General features: G+C 64.0%; 18 protein-coding genes and 1 pseudogene. 7 read left to right on the plus strand and 12 right to left on the minus strand.

All coding sequences use genetic code 11. The features are described 5' to 3' along the window. The first annotated feature begins 37 nt into the window (after positions 1–37). Both A6B37_RS11385 and A6B37_RS11390 read left to right on the plus strand, forming a co-directional pair. Positions 38–910 carry a LysR family transcriptional regulator gene (locus A6B37_RS11385; protein WP_210405792.1) on the plus strand — a complete coding sequence of 291 codons (873 nt, stop codon included), beginning with the start codon at positions 38–40 and terminating at the stop codon, positions 908–910. A gap of 62 nt (positions 911–972) precedes the next feature. Continuing rightward, on the plus strand, positions 973–2079 hold the full coding sequence (locus A6B37_RS11390; protein WP_210405793.1) for a hypothetical protein: 1107 nt from the start codon (positions 973–975) through the stop codon (positions 2077–2079). A 20-nt stretch (positions 2080–2099) separates the two neighbouring features. On the opposite strand, the gene A6B37_RS11395 is transcribed toward A6B37_RS11390, so the two are convergent. From A6B37_RS11395 to A6B37_RS11405, 3 genes are read right to left on the minus strand one after another with little or no spacing between them, the layout of a single operon-like run. Next, on the minus strand, positions 2100–2306 hold the full coding sequence (locus tag A6B37_RS11395) for a hypothetical protein (RefSeq protein WP_111825799.1): 207 nt from the start codon (positions 2304–2306) through the stop codon (positions 2100–2102). Further along, the gene (locus A6B37_RS11400) at positions 2263–3054 is read right to left on the minus strand and encodes an alpha/beta hydrolase (RefSeq protein ID WP_111826321.1); all 792 of its coding nucleotides are present in this window, start codon (positions 3052–3054) and stop codon (positions 2263–2265) included. Before A6B37_RS11400 ends, A6B37_RS11395 begins: the two co-directional genes overlap by 44 nt. 14 nt (positions 3055–3068) lie before the next feature. Further along, positions 3069–4328 (minus strand): hypothetical protein, encoded by a 1260-nt coding sequence (locus A6B37_RS11405; protein ID WP_246842453.1) that lies wholly within the window; start codon positions 4326–4328, stop codon positions 3069–3071. Between A6B37_RS11405 and A6B37_RS11410 the strand changes: the two genes are divergently transcribed. Further along, the gene (locus A6B37_RS11410) at positions 4327–5349 is read left to right on the plus strand and encodes a LacI family DNA-binding transcriptional regulator (protein ID WP_111826322.1); all 1023 of its coding nucleotides are present in this window, start codon (positions 4327–4329) and stop codon (positions 5347–5349) included. The genes A6B37_RS11405 and A6B37_RS11410 overlap by 2 nt on opposite strands. A 15-nt stretch (positions 5350–5364) precedes the next feature. Here A6B37_RS11410 and ugpC read toward each other — a convergent pair whose 3' ends face one another. The 6 genes from ugpC to A6B37_RS11440 form a co-directional block, all read right to left on the minus strand. Continuing rightward, positions 5365–6420: a sn-glycerol-3-phosphate ABC transporter ATP-binding protein UgpC gene (ugpC, locus tag A6B37_RS11415; protein ID WP_111825801.1), complete on the minus strand. Its 1056-nt coding sequence runs from the start codon at positions 6418–6420 to the stop codon at positions 5365–5367. A gap of 8 nt (positions 6421–6428) precedes the next feature. Then, the gene (locus tag A6B37_RS11420) at positions 6429–7283 is read right to left on the minus strand and encodes a carbohydrate ABC transporter permease (protein WP_111825802.1); all 855 of its coding nucleotides are present in this window, start codon (positions 7281–7283) and stop codon (positions 6429–6431) included. Further along, complete coding sequence (locus A6B37_RS11425; RefSeq protein ID WP_111825803.1) at positions 7280–8155, minus strand: sugar ABC transporter permease; 876 nt, start codon at positions 8153–8155, stop codon at positions 7280–7282. The genes A6B37_RS11420 and A6B37_RS11425 overlap by 4 nt, the downstream gene beginning before the upstream one ends. A 4-nt stretch (positions 8156–8159) precedes the next feature. Then, positions 8160–9479 (minus strand): sugar ABC transporter substrate-binding protein, encoded by a 1320-nt coding sequence (locus tag A6B37_RS11430; protein WP_246842454.1) that lies wholly within the window; start codon positions 9477–9479, stop codon positions 8160–8162. Positions 9480–9830: 351 nt separating this feature from the next. Next, a complete protein-coding gene (locus A6B37_RS11435) occupies positions 9831–11186 on the minus strand; it encodes an ATP-binding protein (protein WP_111825805.1) in 1356 nt (451 codons plus the stop codon). Beyond that, positions 11183–11851: a response regulator gene (locus tag A6B37_RS11440; RefSeq protein ID WP_102773922.1), complete on the minus strand. Its 669-nt coding sequence runs from the start codon at positions 11849–11851 to the stop codon at positions 11183–11185. Before A6B37_RS11440 ends, A6B37_RS11435 begins: the two co-directional genes overlap by 4 nt. 142 nt (positions 11852–11993) lie before the next feature. Between A6B37_RS11440 and dsbD the strand changes: the two genes are divergently transcribed. Genes dsbD through A6B37_RS11460 form a run of 4 tightly spaced genes read left to right on the plus strand, consistent with a single transcriptional unit; the run spans position 11994 to position 15740 of the window. Beyond that, positions 11994–13802 (plus strand): protein-disulfide reductase DsbD, encoded by a 1809-nt coding sequence (dsbD, locus tag A6B37_RS11445; RefSeq protein WP_246842455.1) that lies wholly within the window; start codon positions 11994–11996, stop codon positions 13800–13802. After that, entirely contained in the window at positions 13799–14623 is an 825-nt protein-coding gene (locus tag A6B37_RS11450; protein ID WP_111825806.1) for a TlpA disulfide reductase family protein, read from the plus strand. Before dsbD ends, A6B37_RS11450 begins: the two co-directional genes overlap by 4 nt. A gap of 1 nt (position 14624) precedes the next feature. Further along, positions 14625–15398 (plus strand): thiol:disulfide interchange protein DsbG, encoded by a 774-nt coding sequence (gene dsbG / locus A6B37_RS11455; protein WP_111825807.1) that lies wholly within the window; start codon positions 14625–14627, stop codon positions 15396–15398. Between the two features lie 33 nt (positions 15399–15431). Beyond that, entirely contained in the window at positions 15432–15740 is a 309-nt protein-coding gene (locus A6B37_RS11460; RefSeq protein WP_111825808.1) for a hypothetical protein, read from the plus strand. A 326-nt stretch (positions 15741–16066) separates the two neighbouring features. Here the strand turns inward: A6B37_RS11460 and A6B37_RS11465 are convergent, their stop codons facing one another. From A6B37_RS11465 to A6B37_RS11475, 3 genes and pseudogenes are all read right to left on the minus strand, one after another. Further along, positions 16067–20158, minus strand: a complete 4092-nt coding sequence (locus A6B37_RS11465) for a hypothetical protein (RefSeq protein WP_210405794.1) — start codon at positions 20156–20158, stop codon at positions 16067–16069. Positions 20159–21121: 963 nt separating this feature from the next. After that, positions 21122–21310 (minus strand): annotated as a pseudogene (locus tag A6B37_RS11470) (IS110 family transposase); the annotation flags it as partial. Positions 21311–21359: 49 nt separating this feature from the next. Next, positions 21360–22468 (minus strand): IS3 family transposase gene (locus A6B37_RS11475; RefSeq protein ID WP_111825809.1). Its coding sequence is split into 2 segments (ribosomal slippage): positions 21360–22216 and positions 22216–22468, totalling 1110 coding nucleotides; the frame shifts between segments, so codons are not numbered across the junction. Positions 22469–22527: the final 59 nt, after the last annotated feature.

Genomic DNA, 22527 nt, shown 5'->3' on the forward strand with positions numbered 1-22527 from the left:
GTCCGCTGGGAAGAATTTCGCTGGAATCATTGCGTTCATGAAGGTCGCCACCCATGGCGGTTTCAACGCGGCGGCCCGCGAGCTGGGCATTTCGGCGCCGGCGGTCAGCCGTAGCGTGGCCCGGCTTGAGTCCCGCCTCAACGTGCGCCTGCTGGATCGCTCCACGCATCACGTTTCACTGACGCCCGAGGGGCTGCAGTTCTTCGAAGAATGCCTGCCCAGCGTCGACCACCTGACGCGCGCGGTGGAAAACATGAAGGACGCCGGCGACGTGCCGGCGGGGCTGCTGCGCGTCAGCGCAACCGTAGGATTCGGACGCAAGTGCGTGGCGCCGCTGTTGCCGGCCTTCTGCCAGCGGTACCCCCGGATCCGCCTCGAGTTCGACCTGGACGATCGCCACACGAATTTCGCCGGCGACCAGGTGGACGTGGCCATACGCAACGGGCGCATCCAGGAGGCGGACATCGTCGCGAAGAAAATCGCGCCGATGCGGCTGATCGTATGCGCGGCGCCCGGCTACCTGGAGCAGGCCGGCGCGCCTGCCGCCATCGACGACCTGAAATCGCACCGGATCATCGCCTTCCGGCTGAAGGACTCCGGCAAGCCGCACGAATGGGAGTTCAAGGTCGACGGCAAGCTGGTCAAACTGGCGCTGCCCGGGCACCAGGTCTTCAATGACCCGGAACTGGTGGCGCAAGCGGCGCTGGCAGGCAACGGCCTGGCCCAGCTCGCCAACTACCAGGCCGATTCGCATATTGCCAGCGGACGCTTGATCCCCCTTCTGGCCGACCTCGTGGCCGATGGGCGCGGGCATTACGCGTGCTATCGCAACCGCAGGCAAATGCCGTTGCGGATCAGGCTGTTCATCGATTACCTGCAAACGGCGCTGGGCGGCGCGACGCCGGCGTGATCCGATGGACAGCGCGGTAATAACCCGATGGCAGCTTCCGCCAGGCAGCCCGGTGCGCCAACATGCGGTACCGCATTCCATCGAGGTTCACCATGCAGGAAATCATCACCCCTCCGCTGCCGGCCCGGGCGCCGCTGCCCGCCGGGCGCGCCCAGGCGTCCACGGCCAGGCTTGAATGGCTATGGCTGCTGCCGTTCGCCGCGGCGCTCTATTACCCCTGGGCGCTACGGTGGGCCCATGCGGGATTCGTGGCCCGGGACGGCTCGGGCGTCGCGCCCCTGCTCAGCCTGTCGACCGCCTACCTGGCGCCGCTGGCGGGATTCCTCGCCCTGTACGCCTTGGGACGGCAGGCGGCGCCGACCGATCGCCTGGTGCTGGCAAGACGGTTGGCCCATTTGGCTGTCGCCGCGCCGCCCGCCTATACCTTGCTGGGCGTGCTGCTCTACCTGATGAAAATCAACGGTCACGATATCGCCGTATGGACCGGGCTGTGGATCGCGCTGGCGGCCCTGTCGGCCATGACGATGCGCACCACGTTGCCGCGTCCGGCCGTGCTTGACGACCCCGCTGTCTATTCCAGGCTGAGAGTCGGCCACGGCATCGCATCGCTGGCGCTTCTGCTCGCCTTTCTTGCGCCGCACCTTTTCAACCACATGCTGGGCGTCTTGGGCAACGACGTGCATATGGCGGTCATGGACGTGTTGCGGGCCGTCTACCGCCACGGCGCCGTCGAGCCCGTCCTCATCACGCTGTTCTTCCTGCAGATTCTCAGCGGGCTGGTGCTGCTCAAGCCGAAAACCGCGCGGCGCGCCGACATGCTGGATTCCCTGCAGACCGCCTCGGGCATCTACCTGGCGTTCTTCATTGCTTCGCACATCAACTCGGTATTCGTCCTGGCGCGCTACTTCGGCACCGACACCAACTACGCATGGGCCATCGGCGAGCCCGTCGGGCTGGTCGGAGACGCCTGGAACATCCGGCTGCTGCCGCACTATTCGATCGCAGTCTGGCTGCTCATCGTCCATCTCGCCTGCGGGCTGCGGGTCGTCATGCGCGGCCATGGCGCATCCGAATCACGGTCGGCCGCGGCGGCCTGGGGCGTCATTGGCGTGGGCAGCCTGGTGACCATGGTCATCACGGCCGGCATGACCGGCCTGCGCCTGGCATAGGCCGGCCGCGCGCCGCGTGCTCAGAGCGTCATGGCCGGCTGGTCCTCGATCCGGAAGAACAAGGGCCTCGGCCCCATGATCCCCGCCCGTCCACATACTCGAAAGACCGCGAAACCCGCCATCGCGACGGCGCCCAACAGGACCAGCACGCCGCCGCGGCTGCGCCGCAGCAGCAGGATGTCTTCATCGGCCAGGGGTTCTTCCGTGACTTGCAGGGTTGCGCTCATCTTGCGTCGCCGGTTCCAGCGTCATGCGGTGCCGTGATGATGCCGGGCGCGGGAAAACATAGTCCCGCAGCCATTCGCGCAGTATGCAATGCAACCCTGCGGGTGCTTCCAGCGGCACGAAGTGGCCCACGTTCTGCAGGCTGACCCATCGCCCCTGCCGCATCCGGACGCGCATCTCCAACTGGCGGTCCTCCGGATTCAACGCATCCTGCCCGCCGCTTACCACCAGTGCAGGACCACGCCACGCCGACAGGCGCGCCAGCCCATCGGCGCGCGTGGCCGCAATCGCGGCCTGCCGCCGGAATACCTCCGGGCCGAGCCGCTCGGCCATCGCGACGATGGCGTCCTGCAGTGGGTCGTCCGACAGCCTGCCCGGCGCCACGTAGGCCGGCCATAGCTGCTGGCGGATGGCCGCGCCCAGCCCCAGCGTGTCCGCCAGATCCATCATGCGCTGGCGCGCCTGCGCGCCGCCCGGCGCATCTGCGCGGGCGTTGGTTGCCACCAATACCAGCCCGGACAGGCGCTCGGGCGCCAGCGCGGCCATTTCCTGGGCGACGAAGCCGCCCAGGGAAAAGCCTACCGGCACCAGGCGGCCCGGATACCGTTCAAGCAGATCGGCGGCCGCCTCGCGGGCCGATTCGTAGCGGCGGTAATCCGCCACATGTATGCATTCAGCCAATGGCGGCGCCACGTCCAGCAGCGGCGCCCACAGAGCGTCGTCGCACAGCGTTCCGCCGATCAGCAGCAAGGCGGGCGCCATCGTCAGAAGCGCGCTTCGCCGACACCGAGAGCGGTGTCAGGCAGCAGACTGCGGCGCGCCAGATAGCCGTCCGGATCCAAGGCCACGTCACGCGCGGCGGCCTGCGCCAGCGTGTCGGCCGGCCATTCGATGCGCTTGCGCTGGTCGCCCGCGCACACCGAGATCACCGTGGCCGGTTCGCCCCCGGCCTGGCGCAATTCGCGCCAGACTCCGGCCGGCACCGAATAGACGGCTTGTTCGCGCAACCGCAGCACCACTTCCCGGCCCGGGCCGTTGAGCACCAGGTCGGCTTCGCCCTGCATCACGATCAACACCTGCTTTTCCCGCAGTCGCATCCGGCCGGTGGCGCCGCCAGGCGCGAGCCGGAGCCAGTCGACCGAGAAGCCGTGCGGATTGGAGATCGGCGCGGCCTGCGCCCGGTCTTCACTCATGCCATGGCCGATGACCGGGGCCAGTTCGCATGCGCGGGCGCCCAACAGCGCGCCAGCCGACCAGTCGCGCTCCTGCGCTGCGACTACGCGCCGGCGCATCTGCGCCGGCGCGTAGCGCGGCAGCGCGGCCATGTCGGCGGGATTCAAGGGCTCGATGAGTTCACCCGCGGGCGGCTGGCCCGGCGCGCCATGCACCAGGGTGTTGTCGCGCCCCAGGAACAGCCCATGCCCGGCCGCCGCGCTCAGTACGTCGGGATGCCAGATGATGCCGCCCGTGTCGTCGCCGCCCAGGGCGGTGAAGATCCAGCCGTGCTCATCGCCGACGTTGGAGAAACCGCGGAAGATCCAGGTCGGGATGCTGAGCACGTCGCCTGGCCCGGCTTGCAGTTCGCCGGCAAGCTCGTCCGAGCCCCAGCGGAATTTCCATAGACCCGAGTGAATGAAGAACACTTCGGCGCTGAAGTGCAGGTGCAGGTTGTTGGTAACGCCTCCCGGCATGGCTGCGGCGCCGATATTGAATCCGTGGGGTTCGCGCAGGTTCACCACTTGTTCGTCGGATTGCGTCACGCCCGGACCGATCATAGAGTAGTTCTCCTTCAGGTCGGACCCGGGCAGCTTGCAATCGATGAACGCCAGCCGGCAAGCCACCATGTCCTCACGGGCGATGGCGCGAGCCTGGGCACTGGCGTGATCCAGAACGATTTCATTCATTGCTTGACTCCTGTGGCGGCGCGATGGCGCCGGAAAGGGAAAATGCGAAAAGGCAATCCACGCTTTGAAGCGCAGGCATTCGAATGCATAATCGGTCGAAAAAATCGGTCCCATGCCCATGCCAACGAACTCCCGCCCGCGCACCGCCCGCGCCACCTCGTACGACGTGGCCCAGGCGGCCGGCGTCGCCCAATCGACCGTGTCGCGCTGCTTCCAGCCGGGCAGCCATATTTCGGAGGAAACGCGCGAACACGTACTGGCCGTCGCCGCCCGGCTGGGCTATGCGCCCAACGCCCTGGCGCGCTCGCTGATCACGCGTCGTTCGCATGCGGTCGGCGTGCTGATCACCCGCTATACCCTGCGCAGCGCGCCCGCCCTGCTCTACTCGCTGGGCGATGCCCTGGCGTGCGCCGGCCAGCACATGATCCTGCTGGCGGTCGATGACGACGCCTCCGCCAGGCCGGTGCTGCTGCGCCTGCGGGGTTACCCGCTGGACGGCCTGATCGCCTGCGCCGCGCTGGACCCGACCGATGTGCAGCCGTTCACGGCCCAAGGCGTGCCCGTGCTGTTTTTCAACCGCAGCCCCGGCAAGACCGGCGCGGATGCGGTGTCCACCGATCATGAAGCCGGCGCGCGGGCGCTGGCCGACGGCATGCTGGCCGCGGGCCGTCGACGCTTTCTTTGCCTGGGCGGTCCGGCGGCCGCGCCGGTCGGCCGGCGGCGGATCGACGGCTTCCAGGCCGGCCTGCGCGCCGCCGGCCTGCCCGAGGCCGCGGTGCTCGACGGCGGCTTTTCCTACGATCAGGCGCACGCGGCCTTTCTGGATGCGGTCGCCCAGGGCGCCCGGCCGGACGCGGTGTTCTGCGCCAACGACCAGATGGCCATGGGCGTCATCGATGCGTGCCGCCACGTGCTGGGCTGGCGGATTCCCGACCACGTGATGGTGGCCGGCTTCGACGACGTGCCGGAAGGCGCGCGCGCCCCCTACGGGCTGACCACCGTGCGCCAGCCCATCGACGCCATGGCGCGCCACGCCGTGGAACTGCTGCGCCAGCGCCGCGCGGCGCCCGACCGGCGCGCGCGCCGCGAACGCCTGCCGGGCGAAATCATCATGCGCGGCTCGGCGGTATGGCCGGTTTGAGCGGACGGCCATGATTCAGGCGGACAGCCGCGCCTCGGTGGCGGCGTCGAACAGGTGGCAATGTTCCCGCGGCAGACGCAGCCCGACGCGCTCGCCGATGGCGTAGCGCAGGTGGCGGTCGCCCCGCACGCAAACCCGCGAAGCCCCCACGTCCAGCGTGACGAGCACCGCGTCGCCCGTCAGCTCGAACATGTAGACCACGCCGTCCAGGTCTGCTGCGCCCGCCGCCGTCAGCACCACGTCTTCGGGCCGCACGCCCAGCACCAGGGCCTTGTCCGGCGGGCCGGCAAAGCCGGCCAGGCGTACGCCTTCGACCTCCAGGCCGCCCTCCAGCGCCCGCGCCGGCAGCAGGTTCATCGACGGCGATCCCACGAAGCCTGCAACGAACAGATTGGCGGGCCGGTTGTAGACGTCGGCGGGCGTGCCGACCTGCTGGATCAGGCCGCCGCGCATGACCACCACGCGGTCGGCCAGCGTCATGGCCTCGATCTGGTCATGGGTGACGTAGATCGTGGTCACGCCCAGCTCGCATTGCAGACGGCGGATTTCCGCGCGCATGCTGACGCGCAGCTTGGCATCCAGGTTGGACAGCGGCTCGTCCATCAGGAAGACTTGCGGGCGACGCACGATGGCGCGAGCCAGAGCCACGCGCTGGCGCTGCCCGCCGGACAGGTCGCGCGGACGACGGTCCAGCAGGTGGGCCAGCTCCACCTTCTCGGCCACCGCGCGAGCCCGCTCCCGCCGCTCCGACGCCGCCACGCCGCGCACCTTGAGCGGATAAGCGATGTTCTCACCCACCGTCATGTGCGGGTACAGGCCGTAGTTCTGGAACACCATCGCCACGTCGCGGTCCTTGGGCAGCGCGTCGGTAACGTCCTGCCCGCCGATCCAGATCTCGCCGGCGCTGGGGGCCTCCAGTCCCGCCACCATGCGCATGGTGGTGGTCTTGCCGCAGCCCGATGGCCCCAGGAAGACGACGAATTCGCCGTCGGCGATCTCCAGCGACTGGCGGGCCACCCCGACCACGCCGCCCCAGCGTTTCTCGATATCGATCAGTTTTACGGAAGCCATTGTTTTCCTCAGCGAATCGCGCCTGCGACCAGGCCCTTGACGAAATACCGTTGGACGAAGCGCGAAATGAGCAGCATGGGCGCGATGATGAACAGGCCCATGCTGGCCATGATTTCCCAGGCGTCTCCCTGTTCCGTGCGCGCGCTCATCAGCGCCACCGGCAACGTCACCGCCTGCTCGCGCGTGAGCACCAGCGCGTAGAAGAATTCATTCCACGACACCACGAACGAGAAGATGGCCGCGGTGGCGATGCCAGGCAGCGCCACGGGCACCACCACTTCCCACAACGCGCGCAATCGCGAGGCGCCGTCGATCTGGGCGGCCTCTTCCATGTCGGGCGGCAAGGCGTCGAAGAACGCCTTGATCATCCAGGTCGCGTAAGGCACGACGAACGACAGATTGGCCACCATCAACGCCCATGGCGTGTCCAGCAGATCCAGGTTGCGGAACACCACGAACAGCGGGATCACGATGATGACGGGCGGCAGGAACTGCGTGGCCAGAAGCAGCAGCGGCCCCAACTGTCCGCCCGGGAAGCGAAAGCGCGAAAACGCATAGGCCGCCATCGTGGCCACCGGAATCGCCATCAGCAGAGTGCCCGCGGTGACGAACACGCTGTTGAACAGGCGCTGGCCCAGCAGGTAGGGCGAACCGAAGGCCGCGACGATGCTGTCGAGCGTGGGGCGAAACCATAGCGCCAGGCTGTAGACGTCGAGCCTGGGCTTGAAGGCCGTGGCGACGATCCAGACGACGGGCGCGAACCAGGCCAGCGTGACCAGACAGATGGCCACGCGCCGCGCCAGGCCGCGGCGGGCCCGGCGGCGAGTGGCGGTGGCGGGATTGAGAACGGCGGTCTGGGTCATGATGAGCGTCCCATGGCAAAACGGGAATAGACGAGCGCCAGCCCCATCATCACGACAGCCAGCAGCCAGGCCATGGCCGAGGCGTAGCCGATGTCGTAGAAGCGGAAGGCGGTGCTGTAGATTGCGTGCGGCAACGTATCGGTGGCCGCGCCCGGCCCGCCGGCCGTCATCGTCACGACCTGGTCCAGCGCCTTGAGCGAGAAGATGGTCTTGAGCAGGATGGCGATGGTCAGCACCGGCCGCAGCTGCGGCAGCACGATTTCGAAGAAGATGCGGCCGCGCCCGGCCCCGTCGACCTGGGCGGCGTCCAGCGTGTCCTGCGGCAACGCGGCCAGTGCGCCGATGAAGGTCAGCATGAAGTACGGCGCCCAATGCCACACGTCGACCAGGACCAGGGCCGTCATGGCCAGCGCCGGGTCCGCCAGCACGGGCGCGCCGCTCCATCCCGGCAGCAACGCCTTGAGCAGCGCGTCGACCGCGCCGAATTCCGGATTCAGCATGAAGCGCCAGGAAATCCCGATCAGGGCCGGCGACATGGCGAACGGGATCACCAGCAGCGTGCGCGCATTGACCTGCAGCCGGCCGTCGCCCGCCAGCAGCATGGCCAGGCCCAGCGCCACCGCCATCGTCAGCGCCACCGAAGGCACGGTGAACACCAGCGTGACCCAGGCGCTGTCCAGGAAGACAGGATCGTGCCAGAGCAGGTCGGCGTAGTTCAGCCAGCCCACGTAGCCCTCGGGCGAAGGCGAACGCCCCAGGTTCCAGTCGTGCAGCGAATACCACAGCGACTGGCACAGCGGATACAGCAGGGTCGCCGCACAAATGACCAGGGCCGGCGCCAGCAACGCATACTTCAGGGTACGGTCTTTCATGTCCCTACCCTCGCGCGCGGGCGCGGCGATTCATTCGGGCCACCTGCGCGGCCGCGTCGTCCAGCGCCGCCTGTACCGGCTTGCCGCTGGAGACGATCTCGGACACCGCCGATTCCAGCGCGGTGGCGATCTGCGGCCAGTTCGCCAGTTGCGGCACGGTGCGGGCGCCTTGCAGGCTCGTCAGCGCGGCGCGATGCAGGCCATGGTTGATCCGGTTGACCTCGTCGTCCAGGTAGGTCGCCGTGTGGGTCGCGACGATATCTGCGCTCTGGGGGTCGCTTTTGTCGCAGACGATGGCTTTCTCCAGCGCCGGGTCGGACACCCACTTCAGGAATTCCCAGGCCGCATCCTTCTGGCGCGACTGCTTGGCGATGCCGAACGGCATGACAATTGCCACGGTCGGCGACTGCGGCGAGCCGACCCGCAGCATGGGAGCGAAACCCACCTGCTCGGGCTTCAGCCGCGAACGCTCCCCGGTCAGCACGGAGTAGGTCCACCACCACACCATCATGGTCGCGCCGTTGCCCTGCGCCATGGCGTTGACCATGTCGTACTCGTTGAACTGGCTGGACCCGGGATTGGCGATGCGGTGCTTGAGCAGCACGTCCACATAGGCCTGCGTGGCCTGCACGCCCGCCGGCAGCTGAAAGGACGGCTTTCCGTCTGCGTCGAGCACGTCGGCGCCGTGGCCCCACAGGCAGTTCAGCCATATCCACAGATTCTGGAACCCGCTGCCCTTGACGTAGTCCATCACCACGCCCGGCACGCCGCTGGCGGCCTGCACGGCCGTCGCCGCGGCCAGCATCTGGTCCCACGTCTGCGGCGGCGCCACGCCGGCCTGTTCGTACAGGTCGCGCCGATAGAACAGCAATTGGGGATGCGCCCGCACCGGCAAGCCATAGGTGGCGCCGCCGTACTGGCAGGCCTTGCGGTAGACCTCGGGATAACGCCCCAGATCCACCGCGCCATCCGCCAGGTGCGCGTCCAGCGGGCTGAGGTAGCCCGACAGCGAAGCCAGCCAGCTGTCCTGGTAGGCCATCAGATCATAGGCATTGCCACCGCCGACCGCTTCGGTGGTCAGCTTTTCCAGCAGCTGGCCGTAAGGCACGTACTGGTAGGCGACCTTGATGCCCGTGGCCGCCTCGAACTCGCCCAGGCGCTTTTCCTGCGCCCGGAACTGCGACGACGGCGGCAACATGATCGCCAGCCGGGTGCCCGCATACGGCTTGCCCGGCTTCAGGCCCGGCGCGCCTTGCGCCCAGGACGGCATGGCGCTCCAGCCGGAGCAGGCGGCCGCAGCCGCCAGGAACTGTCTTCTTCTCATGCTTGTCTCCTCTCGCGGCGTGCCGAATCATGGCCGCCGTCACTGGTGCATTCGAATGCATAAATGGGCGACGATATCCGGGCCTTCCTCGCCAAGGCCCGGTTCAACGAGAGCCGCATGCCATACTGTTCGAGCAATGCATACGTATGCAAATAGGGGTTTTCACTATTTGCGCGTCCGCGGCCTCGAAAAAATCCAGCCCTGGAGCGATTTTTATGGACCGGCGTCGGCCCGCACCACGGTCGCCGCCTCGCGCCGCGCGTTCGGCGAGACGATGGTCAGAATGGCGCTGGATTCGATGGCGACTTGCGGGAAGCCGGCACCGCGCGCAGAACGCGCGCCCCTACGGTCTTAACGCGGTTTTTCCCGCGAGTCGTCGACGCATAGCGGGACCGAGATTTCGGCGATGAGCCCGCCGCCCGGCCGTGGGCCCAGTTTCAGTCGGGCGCCGAACCGGTCGGAAATCGCACGCACGATTGAAATGCCGAGTCCCGATCCATCGCCCTGCTTGCGGCCCTGGTCACCGCGCCAGAACCGTCGTCCGACCTGGGCGATCTGCTCCTGGCCCAACCCAGGGCCGCGATCGGCCACGGTAATCCGGCAACGGGCGGCTTCCTGGTCGAAGACGACGGCGACATCGACGCGCCGTTCCCGCGGAGAATAGAGAACGGCATTCTCGGCGAGGTTGCGCACGGCCGTTTCCAGCATCGATTTCGGCATCGCCGCCCGCCGGTCGTCGCCCTCTATGGTCAGGTCCACGCGATCGCACGCGCCGTCGCCAAGGCGGCCCAGTGCGGTTTGGACCGCTGATACGATGGAAGTGCAGTTTCCTTCGACTTGGGTGACGTCCGCCTCGGTGCGGGCCAGGATCATCATCTGGTCCAGCGTTCGCCGCAAGCGCCGCACGCCCTCCTCTGCGCTCCGAAGTGAAAACTCCGCGTCTTCGCGGTCGGTGATCCGAATCACCTGCAGGTGCGTGTCGATCACGGTCAGCGGCGTTCGCAGTTCGTGCGCGGCCGCGTCCGTAAATGCCCGCTGACTGGAGAGCGCGGACGCAAGCCGCCCCAGCAGCCCGTTCATGGCGTCGAGCACCGGCCGCAGCTCAGAAGGCGAGCGATGGACCGCAATCGGAGACGTGTCCTCGGTCTGCCTCGCCCTGAGTTGATGCCGCAAGTTCTTTAGCGGAGCGAGCCCCCTGCCGATGCCTATCCATAGCGCGCCGAGCCCGCCAAGCACCGCGATGAGAAACGGGATGCCAGCGGCCCGCAAGAGATCCTCGATCAACAGATTCCGTTGATCGATGCGGTCGGCGGTGGTGATCTGGTAACCGTTAGCGTTCAGCACGTAGACACGCCATTTCTGCCCGCGCTCCTCGTGCACGCTGTATCCGGTGGCGACACTGTCTATGCCTGTCGGGCTGTCGTTGGTCCGCGCCAGCACCTCTCCATGCAGCCCTCGGATCAGGCAGCTGATTCCTACTCCGCCATCTACGCGCACCGCCTCGGCCAGGTCGCCGTCCGGCTTCGCGGGCTCCAGGGCGCCGCGCTCCAGCAGCCCGGCGACCATCCGGGCGGACATCGCGAGGCGGCCATCGAGCGTTCGATCGAGATCGGCGCGCACGCCCTGCATCATCCAGGCGGCCGCCGCGGCCCAAAGCACCGCGATGGAAATCCCGGCGATCAGGACCGCGCGAAACCTCAAGCTCATGATTCCGATCTCCAGCCCAACCGATATCCCAGGCCGCGAGCCGTCTCTATCGCAGCGGCTCCCAGCTTGCGCCGTATGTTGTGAATATGCACGTTCAAGGCGTTGCTGTTGATCTCCTCGCACCCTCCGTACAGTCTTTCGTTGAGGACATCCGGCATCACCCATCGGCCGTCTGCAGCCGCCAGGTGCGTCAGCAGATCGACTTCCCGGCGCGAAAGCAGAATCGGAGCGCCGTCGAACCACGCAAGCCCGCTATCCGGCTCAAGCCGCAACGGGCCGGCGTTGATGACCTGGGTCGTCCGGCCCTGCGTGCGCCGCACGAGCGCATGCAGGCGGGCGGCCAGCTCACGCAGGTCGAAGGGCTTCGTCATGTAATCGTCCGCCCCGCCATGCAGGCCCGCAAGCCGATGCTCCATGGCGTCTCGCGCCGTCAGAACCAGGACGGGCATGTTTGGATCCACGGCCCTGGCAATAGACAGCAACTCCATGCCGTCGCGATCGGGAAGGCCCAGGTCCAGTATCAGGGCATGGTAGGCGGCCTCGGCCTGCGCGGCCTCCGCTTCGGCGGCCGTGCATACGTGATGCGCGGTAATGCCGTGCGGCCTGAGGCCGGCCACAATTCCTTTACCGATCAGATCATCGTCCTCGACCAAAAGTACCCGCACAGCAGTCTCGATTCCTGTAAACAACAGGGAATATGTTAGGCGAGTTTCCCGACACACATGGCGCATGGCTGCAACCCGCCAGCCGCCTCGCGCGCCCTTTAGTCTCGCTTAATCGGGATGTTGCAACATGGCGGAATAGCGGTTGAAGGAGCGGGATTTGATTCGGTTTGGGCGGCTCATTGCAGTGTTCCTGGTGTGCTGGTTCGCCATCGGTGGCGCACGGGCGGACAGCGGCTGGCTTTCATCGTCGGAAGACGTGGAATTCCTGGAGCCGGACGAGGTCTTCAAGGTCGAGCCGGTTTATCGGGAAGGGGACTTCCTGTCGGTTCAAGGCCACATCGCGAAAGGCTACTACGTCTATCGGCAGTCGCTGAAGATCGTCGGCGGCGATGGCAGCGAAGCCGCCGTCACCCTACCTGAAGGCGTCACCAAGCACGACGAATTTTTCGGCGAAACAGAGGTCTACACCGGAGACGCCCTGCGCCTGCGCTGGCAGGGCGCCGGCGCGCAGGCCACGCTGCACTGGCAAGGTTGTGCCGAGGCGGGCATTTGCTACCCTCCCCAAACGGTGGCGCTGAGCTTGCCGGCCGCCAGCGCCGATGCCACGGCAAAGGGCGGATCGCCGGCAGCGGCAGGCACTTCCGCCGCGCAGGACCAGAGCGCCGCCCAGCGCCTGGCGGACCTCGGACCGATTTGGGGACCCGTGCTGTTTTTTGGATTTGGCCTGCTATTGGCGTTCACGCCCTGCACGCTCCCCATGATCCCGATCGTTTCCTCTATCGTCGTAGGCAGCCAGGCGAAGTCGAGGCGCGCCTTCGCCCTGTCCGTGTCGTATGTCCTGGCGATGGCCGCAACGTACGCCGTCGTCGGCGTGGCGGCCGGGCTCGCCGGCGCCAATGTGCAGGCCACGCTGCAGTCCCCCTTGCTGCTTGGGGCATTTGCCGTCCTGTTCCTCGTTCTCGCCAGTTCCTTGTTCGGCATGTTCGAACTGCGCCTGCCTTCAGCGCTGGTCAGCCGCGTCGAGTCCGCAGGCAGAAAAAGCGGCGGCGGCAGCCTGCCCGGGGCCGCAGCCCTGGGATTCCTGTCGGCGCTGCTCGTCGGGCCTTGCATGACGGCGCCATTGGCCGGGGCGCTGCTGTACATCGGACAGACAGGCAGCGCGCTGCAGGGAGGAATCGCCTTGTTTGCCCTGGGAATGGGCATGGGCCTGCCCCTGTTGGCGATCGCGGTGTTCGGCGCCCGCGTGCTCCCCAAGCCCGGAGCATGGATGGACCGCGTCAAAGTGGCATTCGGCTATGTCATGCTGGGAATGGCCGCGCTGATGCTGGACCGCTTCGTGCCGGCCACCATCGGTCTCGTGATCTGGGCAATTTGGGGGCTGTCCGTCACCCTCGGTCTATTGGCGTGGGCGAACGCCGTGGCGGCCCGGCACCGCCTGCTGTGGACCCTCCGGACCACGGCGGCGGTATCCGGCCTGTGGTCGATTCTCATGCTGGTCGGCGGCGCGTCCGGCGGAACCTCAACCCTTCAGCCGCTGAATCATTTGCGCGGCCTGCCGGAGAATTCCGCCGCCGGAAATTCCAGGCCAGCATACGTTGCCGCCAAGTCGGTCGCCGATGTGGACAGGCTGTTGGCCCAGGCCGGCGAGCAAGGCAAATGGACCTTGATCGACTTCTATGCCGACTGGTGCATCAGTTGCCACGTGATCGAGCGCAACGTCTTCGGCGACCCGACCGTGGCGGCCAGGCTCGGGCGCATGCAGGTCGTACGCCCAGACGTCACGCATAACGACGCAACCGACCAGGCATTGCTCAAGCATTGGAAAGTGCTGGGGCCGCCCACGCTCATTCTCATAGGGCCCGACGGCAACGAGCGTCGGGAACTGCGCATGATCGGCGAGATCGACGCGGATCGGTTCCTGGCCCACTTGGACCGGGCGGGCGCGCCATGATCGGCCTGGGACCGTTTTCGATTCACCTGGTGGCGATCGCCATTGGCGCGATCGTTTCCCTGGGGGTAGCAAGCGCCCTGGCGCGCAGGCTTGCGCAGCGCCCGTCCGCATCGGCAGGCTGGGCGCTGCTGGATGCGTTTTTCTGGGGGCTGCTCGCGGCGCGATTCGGATACATCGTCCGAAACTGGGAGGACTACGCAACGACGCCCAAGGCGGTTCTGGCCATCGGGGACGGCGGATTCACCTGGTGGGTTGGCTTGTTCGCCGCGGCGATTGCCCTGTGGTTGAAAACCCGTTCGGCGCCCGCGCTGCGCAAGCCGGCATTTGGCGGCATGCTGGCCGGGATAGCCATCTGGCTGGCTGCGATGGGCGCGGTGGATTCGATGTATCGCCACGCCCCGCCCCTGCCCGATTCCTCGCTGATGACGATGGCAAACGAACCCATTTCTCTGAAGGCGTATACAGGCCGGCCTGTCGTTCTCAACCTGTGGGCCAGCTGGTGTCCTCCGTGCAGGCGCGAAATGCCCGTTTTCGAGATGGCGCAAAAGACCTACCCCGACATTGCCTTCGTCGCCGTCAACCAGGGCGAGTCCCAGCAACAGGTGAAAGCGTTCATCGAACATAACGGCCTGACGCTGGACCACGTCCTCTTGGACCCGTTCTCGACAATCACGCGAACCATGAGCGCCCGCGGCCTTCCCACCACCTTGTTCTTCGATCCCGAGGGAAGGATGGTGGACTCGCACGTCGGCGAACTGACATCCGCGACGCTCAGAGACAAGCTATCCCGCCATGACTTCATCAACAGAAAGGAGGACTGATATGCGCACCAAGCCTTTGGCGCGTCCGCTCGTCGTCGCGGCCTGTGCCGCACTGCTGGCCGCGCCGGTCCATGCCGGGGAACCGGCCCGGCCGCCCGTGCTCAAGGCCTTGGAAACCCAGGGACTTACCGTTATTCAGGAATTCAACGTGGCGGACGGACTGCGCGGTTTCGCCGGCGCCATCCAGGAACGCCCCGTCGCCATTTATGTCACCCCGGATGGCACGGCGATCGTCGGCACGCGAGTGGACGTGGAAGGCCGCCCCATTGACGCAGCCACGCTCCAAGACCTGGTGGCCAAGCCAATGGGAAAGAAAGTCTGGTCGCAGCTGAGCGAATCCTCTTGGGTGCTGGACGGCCGCTCCGAAGCGCCGCGCATCGTCTACACGTTTTCGGACGCCAACTGCCCCTATTGCCATCAGTTCTGGGAAGCGTCGCGCCCCTGGGTTGAGGCCGGCAAAGTGCAGCTCCGGCACATACTCGTGGGGGTCATCCGCGACGACAGCCCCGCCAAGGCGGCAGCGATATTGCGGGCTCCGGACCCCTCGGCCGCCCTGCAGAAGAATGAGCAGCGCTTCGACCAGGGCGGCATCGAACCCGCCTCCGAAGTTCCTGATGACGTACTGGAAGTGCTGGCGCGCAACCAGATGCTGATGGTGTCGACGGGCTTCCGGGGAACACCGGGAATCGTCGTACGCGAGGAAGACGGCACCGTGAAAAAGTTCAGGGGCATGCCCCAGGGCGATCAGTTGAACGAAGTACTGGGGCCTCGTTGACCTGCTGACAAATAGACCAATAGCGAGACCCACATGGAACCGGAACTGAAAGTCATCCTGCACGCCCCCTCGCCGGCTGCCCTTCAACGGGCACGAAACAACGCACTGAACTTGAGAAATGGCATGCCTGCCGCCGAAGTGCGCATCATCGCCAATGCGCAGGCTGTCGAAGCCGCGTTGGACGTGGCGCATGAGCGCCTGGATGCCTCGACGTGGATCTGCCCCGTCAGTCTGGAACGACTGGGCAGGGGCAACAGGGAACCACTGCAAGTCCTGGGTGGCCCGGCTGTTCTTGAGATCGCAAGAATGCAAGTGGCGGGATGGGTGTACATACGCGCTTGAATGCGCCTGCGGCCCGGAGGAGACATCCGGCCACAGCTTTCGCTTACGCTGCATTTGACCGGCTTGGAACGGTCTCGAGTTGAACGGGCTGCGGCGCCCGGCCCATATGTCGAAGCTCAACCGATTTGGAATTCAAAATCCAAAAATATCAATGACCTAGAGAAATTTCGTCATTAAGATTGGTACCGCCGAGTCATCCAACTTGGAATTTTTCGTACGAAATTTCATTTAGTCTGAAATTTTGCAAAGGAGCCCTGCTAAGCGCGCAACCTGTAACTGCAATCAGTGGTTGAGTGTCGCTGCTTCACCGGCGCGATCATGAATCGCTAGCCATCCGACGCTGCATGAGAAAGAACGCGTTTGGGCTTGCCGGCCGATAGATCGATCACAACGACGTCGATCAGCGTGCGGCGCGCCTCGGGAATCCGATCGATTAGCATCGTACGCATGGCTTCCGCTGTCGTCGGTGCAGGAAGCCCATCGGGGTGCGCCTTCAACCGCCGCCTCGTCGACGGCGGTAAATCACCGAACCACAAAACGCAGTAGATACCGCGTTGCCCGCAACTCCAGTCGATCATATACTGCATGTCGAGCTGGCCGTTCGCGGCATCCCAAACCTCGCTATGCCACTGGCCTTTGACCTCAACCGGCAACTGCATCGACCCACGCGCAAAAGCCAGGTCCGCGCGCTTGGTCTGAGGCATGTCCGCCTCGGTAATCCGCTGAATATCGTAGCGGTCGACCTCAGGGCCAATCATTCCGGCGAGACGGTCGCGGCATCGATTCTCGTCGCGAGGCATGCCATCATCGGTCCAGAAATCTACGACCGAATCGAGATCGTCGCCGATGAGCTTAAGCTGCGCGACGGACATCTCTTCGCACACTAGCGCCTTCAAATCATCAATATTGGTGGGAGGGCCATCGTCGAGAAGCGAAGTTAGATCGGCCGGCGAAAGCGCTGAAAAATCCTCCTCGACACGCTTCTGCCGCTGCTCGGCAGCCATGTGACGAATCAACTCCGCATAGCTGTCCCTGGGGCCGGTTACAAGCCTCGCGATCGCCTCAGCAGCCTCAATGCTCGTATCGTCAGCGATCCGACTGATTAGCGAGCGGAGAAAATCGGTCGCGTCATAGCCGTTCGTGTTGCCCGATCCTGTTCCCCTAAGCTCCGTATATGGCCAATGCTCGCGGAACTCGGTGATGATCCATTCTGCCTGGGAAACTGTCAGCGGCAGCTTCTCGTCTCTCCGTTCGAACTGTAGGCGGTTCCGTAGGAACCAGATAAAGTCAGGATGGTACGTACCTATCTTGGCCAGATCGGGTCGCACAGCATCGAAACGGACTACAACATCGATCGCTAGCCACGACAGCAGATGGTCCACATTGCGGAACACCATCTCGGCGCGGGCTTTGGCAACATCCCGAAGCGCAGCTAGCGCACCGCCATAGGTTAGGCAGTCGACTAATTCTGCTTCAACCGAAGCCGGTACGTTGGGAAACCTCGTTAGCCATTCGGCACCAAGCGCCGCCCCTGTCGCCTGCCATTCTGGATCGTGGGCGAGTTTTCTGAGCCCTGCAACATGCTCTTTGCCTATATCGAGCGCAGGCTCGATCCAAAGCCTTGCGAACGCCTGTCGAGTGTTCAGGCAGGAAATGACTTCGACTTCCAGCGCCGCCCGCAGCGCGTCCTTTTCCTCGTCGAGGCCCCAACCATGACCTTCATAACTGAGCAGTAACGCCGATTGCTTAAGCTGTGTGGATAGTTCGGCAAAGCTCTTGCCAAGTCGCATGCGCTCGTATAGCCCAGCCATGATAGGGAAGCCGAAATTGTAAATCGAACGGCTAGCAAAACCGTTGGAAAACTCAACCGGCGCGGGTAGGTCCGAGCGGTGCAATACGGCCTCAAATCCGATCAGCGCATCGCTGCATAGGTCCGGCCCGATCCAGCTCGACAGCCGCTCAACTGGGGGCAATTCGCTGGGAAGGTCGCGGAACAGACCCAAATAGGCCTGAGCCGGCCGCAGAATCGCGCCCAGCTCGCCAGCGCGCAGATCATCGCGTGCCATGCCAAATGAGCGACGCGCCTCCTCAATCGCCACCTTGCGTTTGCGCTCCCGCTTTGCCCGCTCCTTCTCCTGACGGACCTCCCACGCTGGCTTTTTGGGGTTCTCAAGCTTACTCAGAAAATCACCGAGCGCTTTGTCGCCTCGACGGAATCGCTCTGCAGCTTCGCGCACGACCGGTTCGAGTCCATCATGTCGCCACGCGACCTGTACCAAATCTTGCCAGTCTTGGCGCGCCGCGGGATCTTTGTTGTTACCTTGGGCTAGCCGGTCGAACAAGATAATGATGTCGTCTTGCCGCCAATCCTGCCGTAGAAGGCGACGCTGCAAAAAGATGGCGGTGGCCCATAGACTATCCCGACGGCGATCGTGAGCCAGCACATGCGCCTGAATTGCACGACGCAAGGCGTCCTGCGACGACAGTTGCGCCGCGAGCCTCTGCCGAGCGTGGCGGTCATAGTAATGCTCGTGCTCGAGTGCTTCTAGCCAGCGCCACAACGACGGCGCCTCGACGACACCGATAGCACCCTCATCAATACCGCGAACAATGAGATTGGTGACGATATCGGCCACCTCGCCGGCGCTTCGCCAATCGTCATCGTGCAACAGCTGGGCATAATCGACTATCAAGTCGAGTATCCCGACGAGCCGCACCGACGAAATCACGGCAAATAGTTCCTCATAGCTGCGAATGGTGTGGACGCGCTGCGGTTTCGAGCGGCGTAGCGGAGAACGGCTCATCCCCATTTCGGCGAAAAGCGTTGCGACCAGAAGCTCATCTGATACGTCGGCATCTATCAGCTGGATCAGTCGAAGCGCAAGTCTCGGCGCATCCTCTCCACCCTGGTCGATCAGCGCTGCAATCGTCGTGCGCCACCATGCCCGGTCGCGGTGTGGCAGCAAGGCCTCTGCGGCATCTTCGCGCTCGCGATAAAAGCGTTCACGGGAGAGGACAATCGCCTCCAAAGTATCTGCAAGCTCAATTGCGAGCGCTGTTGCCTTGAGTCCTTCTATCAGCAGCGCGCGCAAGTGCGCGCTACTGGCTGCCGAGGAGATGATTTTCTGAATCTTGTGCTTGAGCGGAGTAATCATCAGTCCAGCAGCAGTCTTGCGGTCCCAGTCTGCTGCCCGGAAATAAGGATCGTCCTCAGCGAGCTCGCTCAGTGCCTCGAATAGACAGTCCGCAAGATGCGGCGTTAACAAGGTGTCCTCGCCGTAACGCAGCACGCCATACGGGTCTGCGGTGATGATGCGCTCAGCCATCGCCGGGCTGTGATAGGCGAGCCAGGCATGGAGTCCACGTAGACTTGCCGGAACGCCGCCACTGCCATGCAATTGGGCGAGCAAGCGCCGCTGCGCGCGCGGCGTCGCCGCTTGACGTGCAAGCCAGCGTGCACCGAGATACTCGGCGATGACTCTATGAATCGGCTTCGCGCGCAACGGCCCGACACTGAGAAACAGCTTCGACGAAAAAATCGCGCGTGAGGCCTCGCCCTTCGGCAGGGCCTCGAGATCGGCGAGTCGCACATCGCCCTGCAGCACCTGCGCAGCGCCTGCCGCGCTGGCGGCTTCGGCACCACTAAATAGCAGTGCGGCGGCGATCGCACCGGCGGCGTCAAGCGCTTCGTCTTGCGTCAGCTGGGCCAGCCCCTCATCCTGCCGATCTCCATCATGTTCTGGCCAGATAAGGGTGCAGACGCGCTCGAACAATGTCGCGCGCGTCGCCGGCAATTGCGTGTCAGTCTCCGCGACACGTCGGATCAAGCCAAGCGTCAGCGGGTTACGGTAAAGATCTTGGAGGCTGTAGGCCTCGAGGTGATCGAGCACATGATCAACATCCAAGCTCGGGCTCTGTGCAAACAGAACCGCCCGCGCGTCACTACGATCGAAAGGTTCGAGCGTCAAGACTCGAGGCTCAGCACCGTAGAGCCGACGCAAATTCGTCACGCTACGCGCTTGCCATTCTCGCGATCGACACGAGAGGATGAAAGGCGGTAAGTCCGCCTCTTCGAGCTGGGCCAAGATCGCATCGACTGCGTCGCCCTCGCGTCTCGACATAGCCTCATCAAGACCGTCGATTAGCAAAGGCTTGCCCGCAGACACCAACTTGCCTGGGTTCTTGGAATTGATGAAGCGAATTGCGGTAACTAAATCAACCCCAAGCCGCCGTCCAAGTTCGCGCATGAGTTCGCTCTTGCCCATGCCCGGCTCACCTAGCACGATCTTGTTGCCGACCAGAGCGAGCAGTCCGGCTTCGTCGACGCTGTCGCGCAAGTCTGCCTCGCTGATTACGAGCCCCCGCGGAAAATAGTCGGGAGCAAGCGAGCGAACGACGCCCTCAGCTTGATCGTTCATCGGAGTCCTTGTGGTCAAGGCAGCTAAGTCAGGCATAGACTACAAACTTGAACCTTTTACGTTTTCCTAAAAAGCCATCGCTCGTATGTCCACTATCATCGCTGCAAACAAGGTATTTTATCCATGCGACAACAAGGTTGGTTATCGTGTGAATCCGATAAAAAAGCCGGCCATAGAGGTCCATCTTCGGCCAACCTTGCTGAAATGATCAATCTAAAGCAAACCCGCCTCAAAACGCGAGGATAGTAAGTTCGTGGTGCAAGCACCCCGCTGGAGCAAGCAAGGATTGCCTAGTGCTTCATGGTCAGCCCAATCAGCACACAATCAAGCGGACAATTACCGCACAACCTTCCGTGAGGGAAAAATTGAGCGCAGAGACTAAGCTAGATCGAGTTTATAAGATGGCGCAAATTATCGCGCTGCTGGCAATGCCGATTGTAGTCGGCTTGATTGGATGGTGGACGCAGAAGTCTATAACAGAAACAGCAACACAGAAAGACTATGTCCAGTTAGCAATAGGTTTACTCAAAGAGCCTGCTTCTTCTGAGAATGCAGAATTGCGAAAATGGGCTACTGACATGACGAGAAAATTCTCTCCCGTCCCATTCTCCGATGAAGCAACCGTGCAGTTGAGCCGTGCCGCCGTGGCCATGCTCTCAACGAATCCCTTGCTCAGTCCCGCGCTTCAACGACGACCCGAATGCTCTTCAGTCCCCTTGGACTCAGTCCCTAACGAGCTGCGAGCCTCCATTACGGACCTAGAGTCCGCATGCAGGAAGAATTATCAGGACCTATTCTGGCTTCAGATATATCTCGGCATGGTCTTCAAGCCGGACAAGGTGAATGACGATAGTCCTCGCAGATAGGGTTCATCTTTATGCCCCATGCTCGGTTAGGAAAGCCACACCCATACTCAGTCGGGAATCTCTACTTCTGATCCGGGCCCATTCGGGGTTAGGGTCAAATCTGGTTAATGGTGCCAGCTCTGTTCCGTAGCAGGCTCCCTCGCACCCGGTGCAGCATCGACACGGTCTGCTGAGCCTCATTGCGTGGGCTCACGAACCGCATGTTTGGACAGCACGCCGCCTCGCAAATCGCTTGCGCATCGGCAAAATCGTTCTTGTTGCCTTGGACAAAAGGCCGGACAAACTGTGATCCGCTTGGGTTTCATGGACAGCGATCGATGTTAGTGATCGGGCCATCATGAGCCTCCGGCTTGCTGTCGGAGGCTGTATTTCCGGGCAAATTCGCCCGGTGTTAAGTCGTTCAGGGCCATGTGAGGCCGGGTTTCATTGTAGTCCTGGCGCCAAGCCTCGATCTCTCGTCTGGCTTCGGGTAAGGATTCGAACCAATGCAGATTCAGGCATTCGTCCCTGAATGATCCATTGAAGGTTTCGATGAAGCTGTTGTCGGTTGGTTTGCCCGGCCGGCTGAAGTCGATCTGCACTTTGTAGTGGTAGGCCCACATATCCAACAGCCGTCCAGAGAACTCGCTGCCGTTGTCGGCAAAGAGGAAGCGCGGCGCTTGTCGCTGAGCAACCAACCGGTTAAGTACCGCCACGACGTCTTCGGCGCGCAAGCGCTGTCCGACTTCTGTCGCCAGGGCCTCTCGAGTGAACACGTCGACGACGGTCAGCACGCGCAAGCGCGCGCCGTTGGCCAGTTGATCGGCGACAAAGTCCAGGCTCCACACTTCATTCGGACGAGTAGGCACGCAGCGCTCACGGCGCGAGACCACCATTTTTCGCCGTCGGGGCAACTTGCTACGCAACTGCAATTGCTCGTCGGCATAGAGCCGATAGACCCGGTTGCGGCTGACCTGCCAGCCTTCGCGGCGCAGCAGCACATGGATACGCCGATAACCATAACTGATCCGGGTTTGCGCGATCTCGCGCATGCGCTGACGCAGCGCCGTCTGCGGATCCTTGACGCTGCGATAGTAATGCGTGCTGCGCGCTTGCCTGACCAACCCACACGCCCGCTGCGTGCAAAGGCCGTAGTGATCCTGGATGTAGGTCACTGCTTGCCTCTTCAGCGCGGGCGCGGCCATTTTTTTACGGCAATCTCCTGCAAAATCACCTTGTCCAGGCTGAGCTCGGCGACCAACTTCTTGAGCCGCGCATTCTCATCTTGCAGCTGTTTGAGTTCGCGGACCTGGTTCGACTCCAGGCCCGCGTACAGGCGCTTCCACCGGTAGTACGTCTGCTCGGATACGCCGAGCTGACGCACCAGATCCGCGACCGGCATGCCCAGCTCTGCCTGCTTGAGCGCCGCGACGATCTGCTCGACCGAATATTGCTTGCGTTTCATGGCACACCTCCCACTCTCGCTGGGAAACTTGCCCTAAAACACTAACATTTAATTCTGTC

The sequence above is a fragment of the Achromobacter sp. HZ01 genome (genome assembly GCF_003267925.1).
In the GTDB taxonomy this organism is placed as follows: Bacteria; Pseudomonadota; Gammaproteobacteria; order Burkholderiales; family Burkholderiaceae_B; genus Achromobacter; species Achromobacter pulmonis_A.

What these genes read in the sequence shown, in the direction of transcription:
- A6B37_RS11410 (WP_111826322.1), top strand. Translation starts at nt 4,327, where the DNA reads ATGCCAACGAACTCCCGCCCGCGCACCGCCCGCGCCACCTCGTACGAC.
- A6B37_RS11450 (WP_111825806.1), top strand. Translation starts at nt 13,799, where the DNA reads ATGATCGGCCTGGGACCGTTTTCGATTCACCTGGTGGCGATCGCCATT.
- A6B37_RS11385 (WP_210405792.1), top strand. Translation starts at nt 38, where the DNA reads ATGAAGGTCGCCACCCATGGCGGTTTCAACGCGGCGGCCCGCGAGCTG.
- A6B37_RS11420 (WP_111825802.1), bottom strand. Translation starts at nt 7,283, where the DNA reads ATGACCCAGACCGCCGTTCTCAATCCCGCCACCGCCACTCGCCGCCGG.
- dsbG (WP_111825807.1), top strand. Translation starts at nt 14,625, where the DNA reads ATGCGCACCAAGCCTTTGGCGCGTCCGCTCGTCGTCGCGGCCTGTGCC.
- A6B37_RS11435 (WP_111825805.1), bottom strand. Translation starts at nt 11,186, where the DNA reads ATGAGCTTGAGGTTTCGCGCGGTCCTGATCGCCGGGATTTCCATCGCG.
- ugpC (WP_111825801.1), bottom strand. Translation starts at nt 6,420, where the DNA reads ATGGCTTCCGTAAAACTGATCGATATCGAGAAACGCTGGGGCGGCGTG.
- A6B37_RS11430 (WP_246842454.1), bottom strand. Translation starts at nt 9,479, where the DNA reads ATGAGAAGAAGACAGTTCCTGGCGGCTGCGGCCGCCTGCTCCGGCTGG.
- A6B37_RS11395 (WP_111825799.1), bottom strand. Translation starts at nt 2,306, where the DNA reads ATGAGCGCAACCCTGCAAGTCACGGAAGAACCCCTGGCCGATGAAGAC.
- A6B37_RS11465 (WP_210405794.1), bottom strand. Translation starts at nt 20,158, where the DNA reads ATGAACGATCAAGCTGAGGGCGTCGTTCGCTCGCTTGCTCCCGACTAT.
- A6B37_RS11390 (WP_210405793.1), top strand. Translation starts at nt 973, where the DNA reads ATGCGGTACCGCATTCCATCGAGGTTCACCATGCAGGAAATCATCACC.
- A6B37_RS11460 (WP_111825808.1), top strand. Translation starts at nt 15,432, where the DNA reads ATGGAACCGGAACTGAAAGTCATCCTGCACGCCCCCTCGCCGGCTGCC.
- A6B37_RS11405 (WP_246842453.1), bottom strand. Translation starts at nt 4,328, where the DNA reads ATGGGCATGGGACCGATTTTTTCGACCGATTATGCATTCGAATGCCTG.
- A6B37_RS11425 (WP_111825803.1), bottom strand. Translation starts at nt 8,155, where the DNA reads ATGAAAGACCGTACCCTGAAGTATGCGTTGCTGGCGCCGGCCCTGGTC.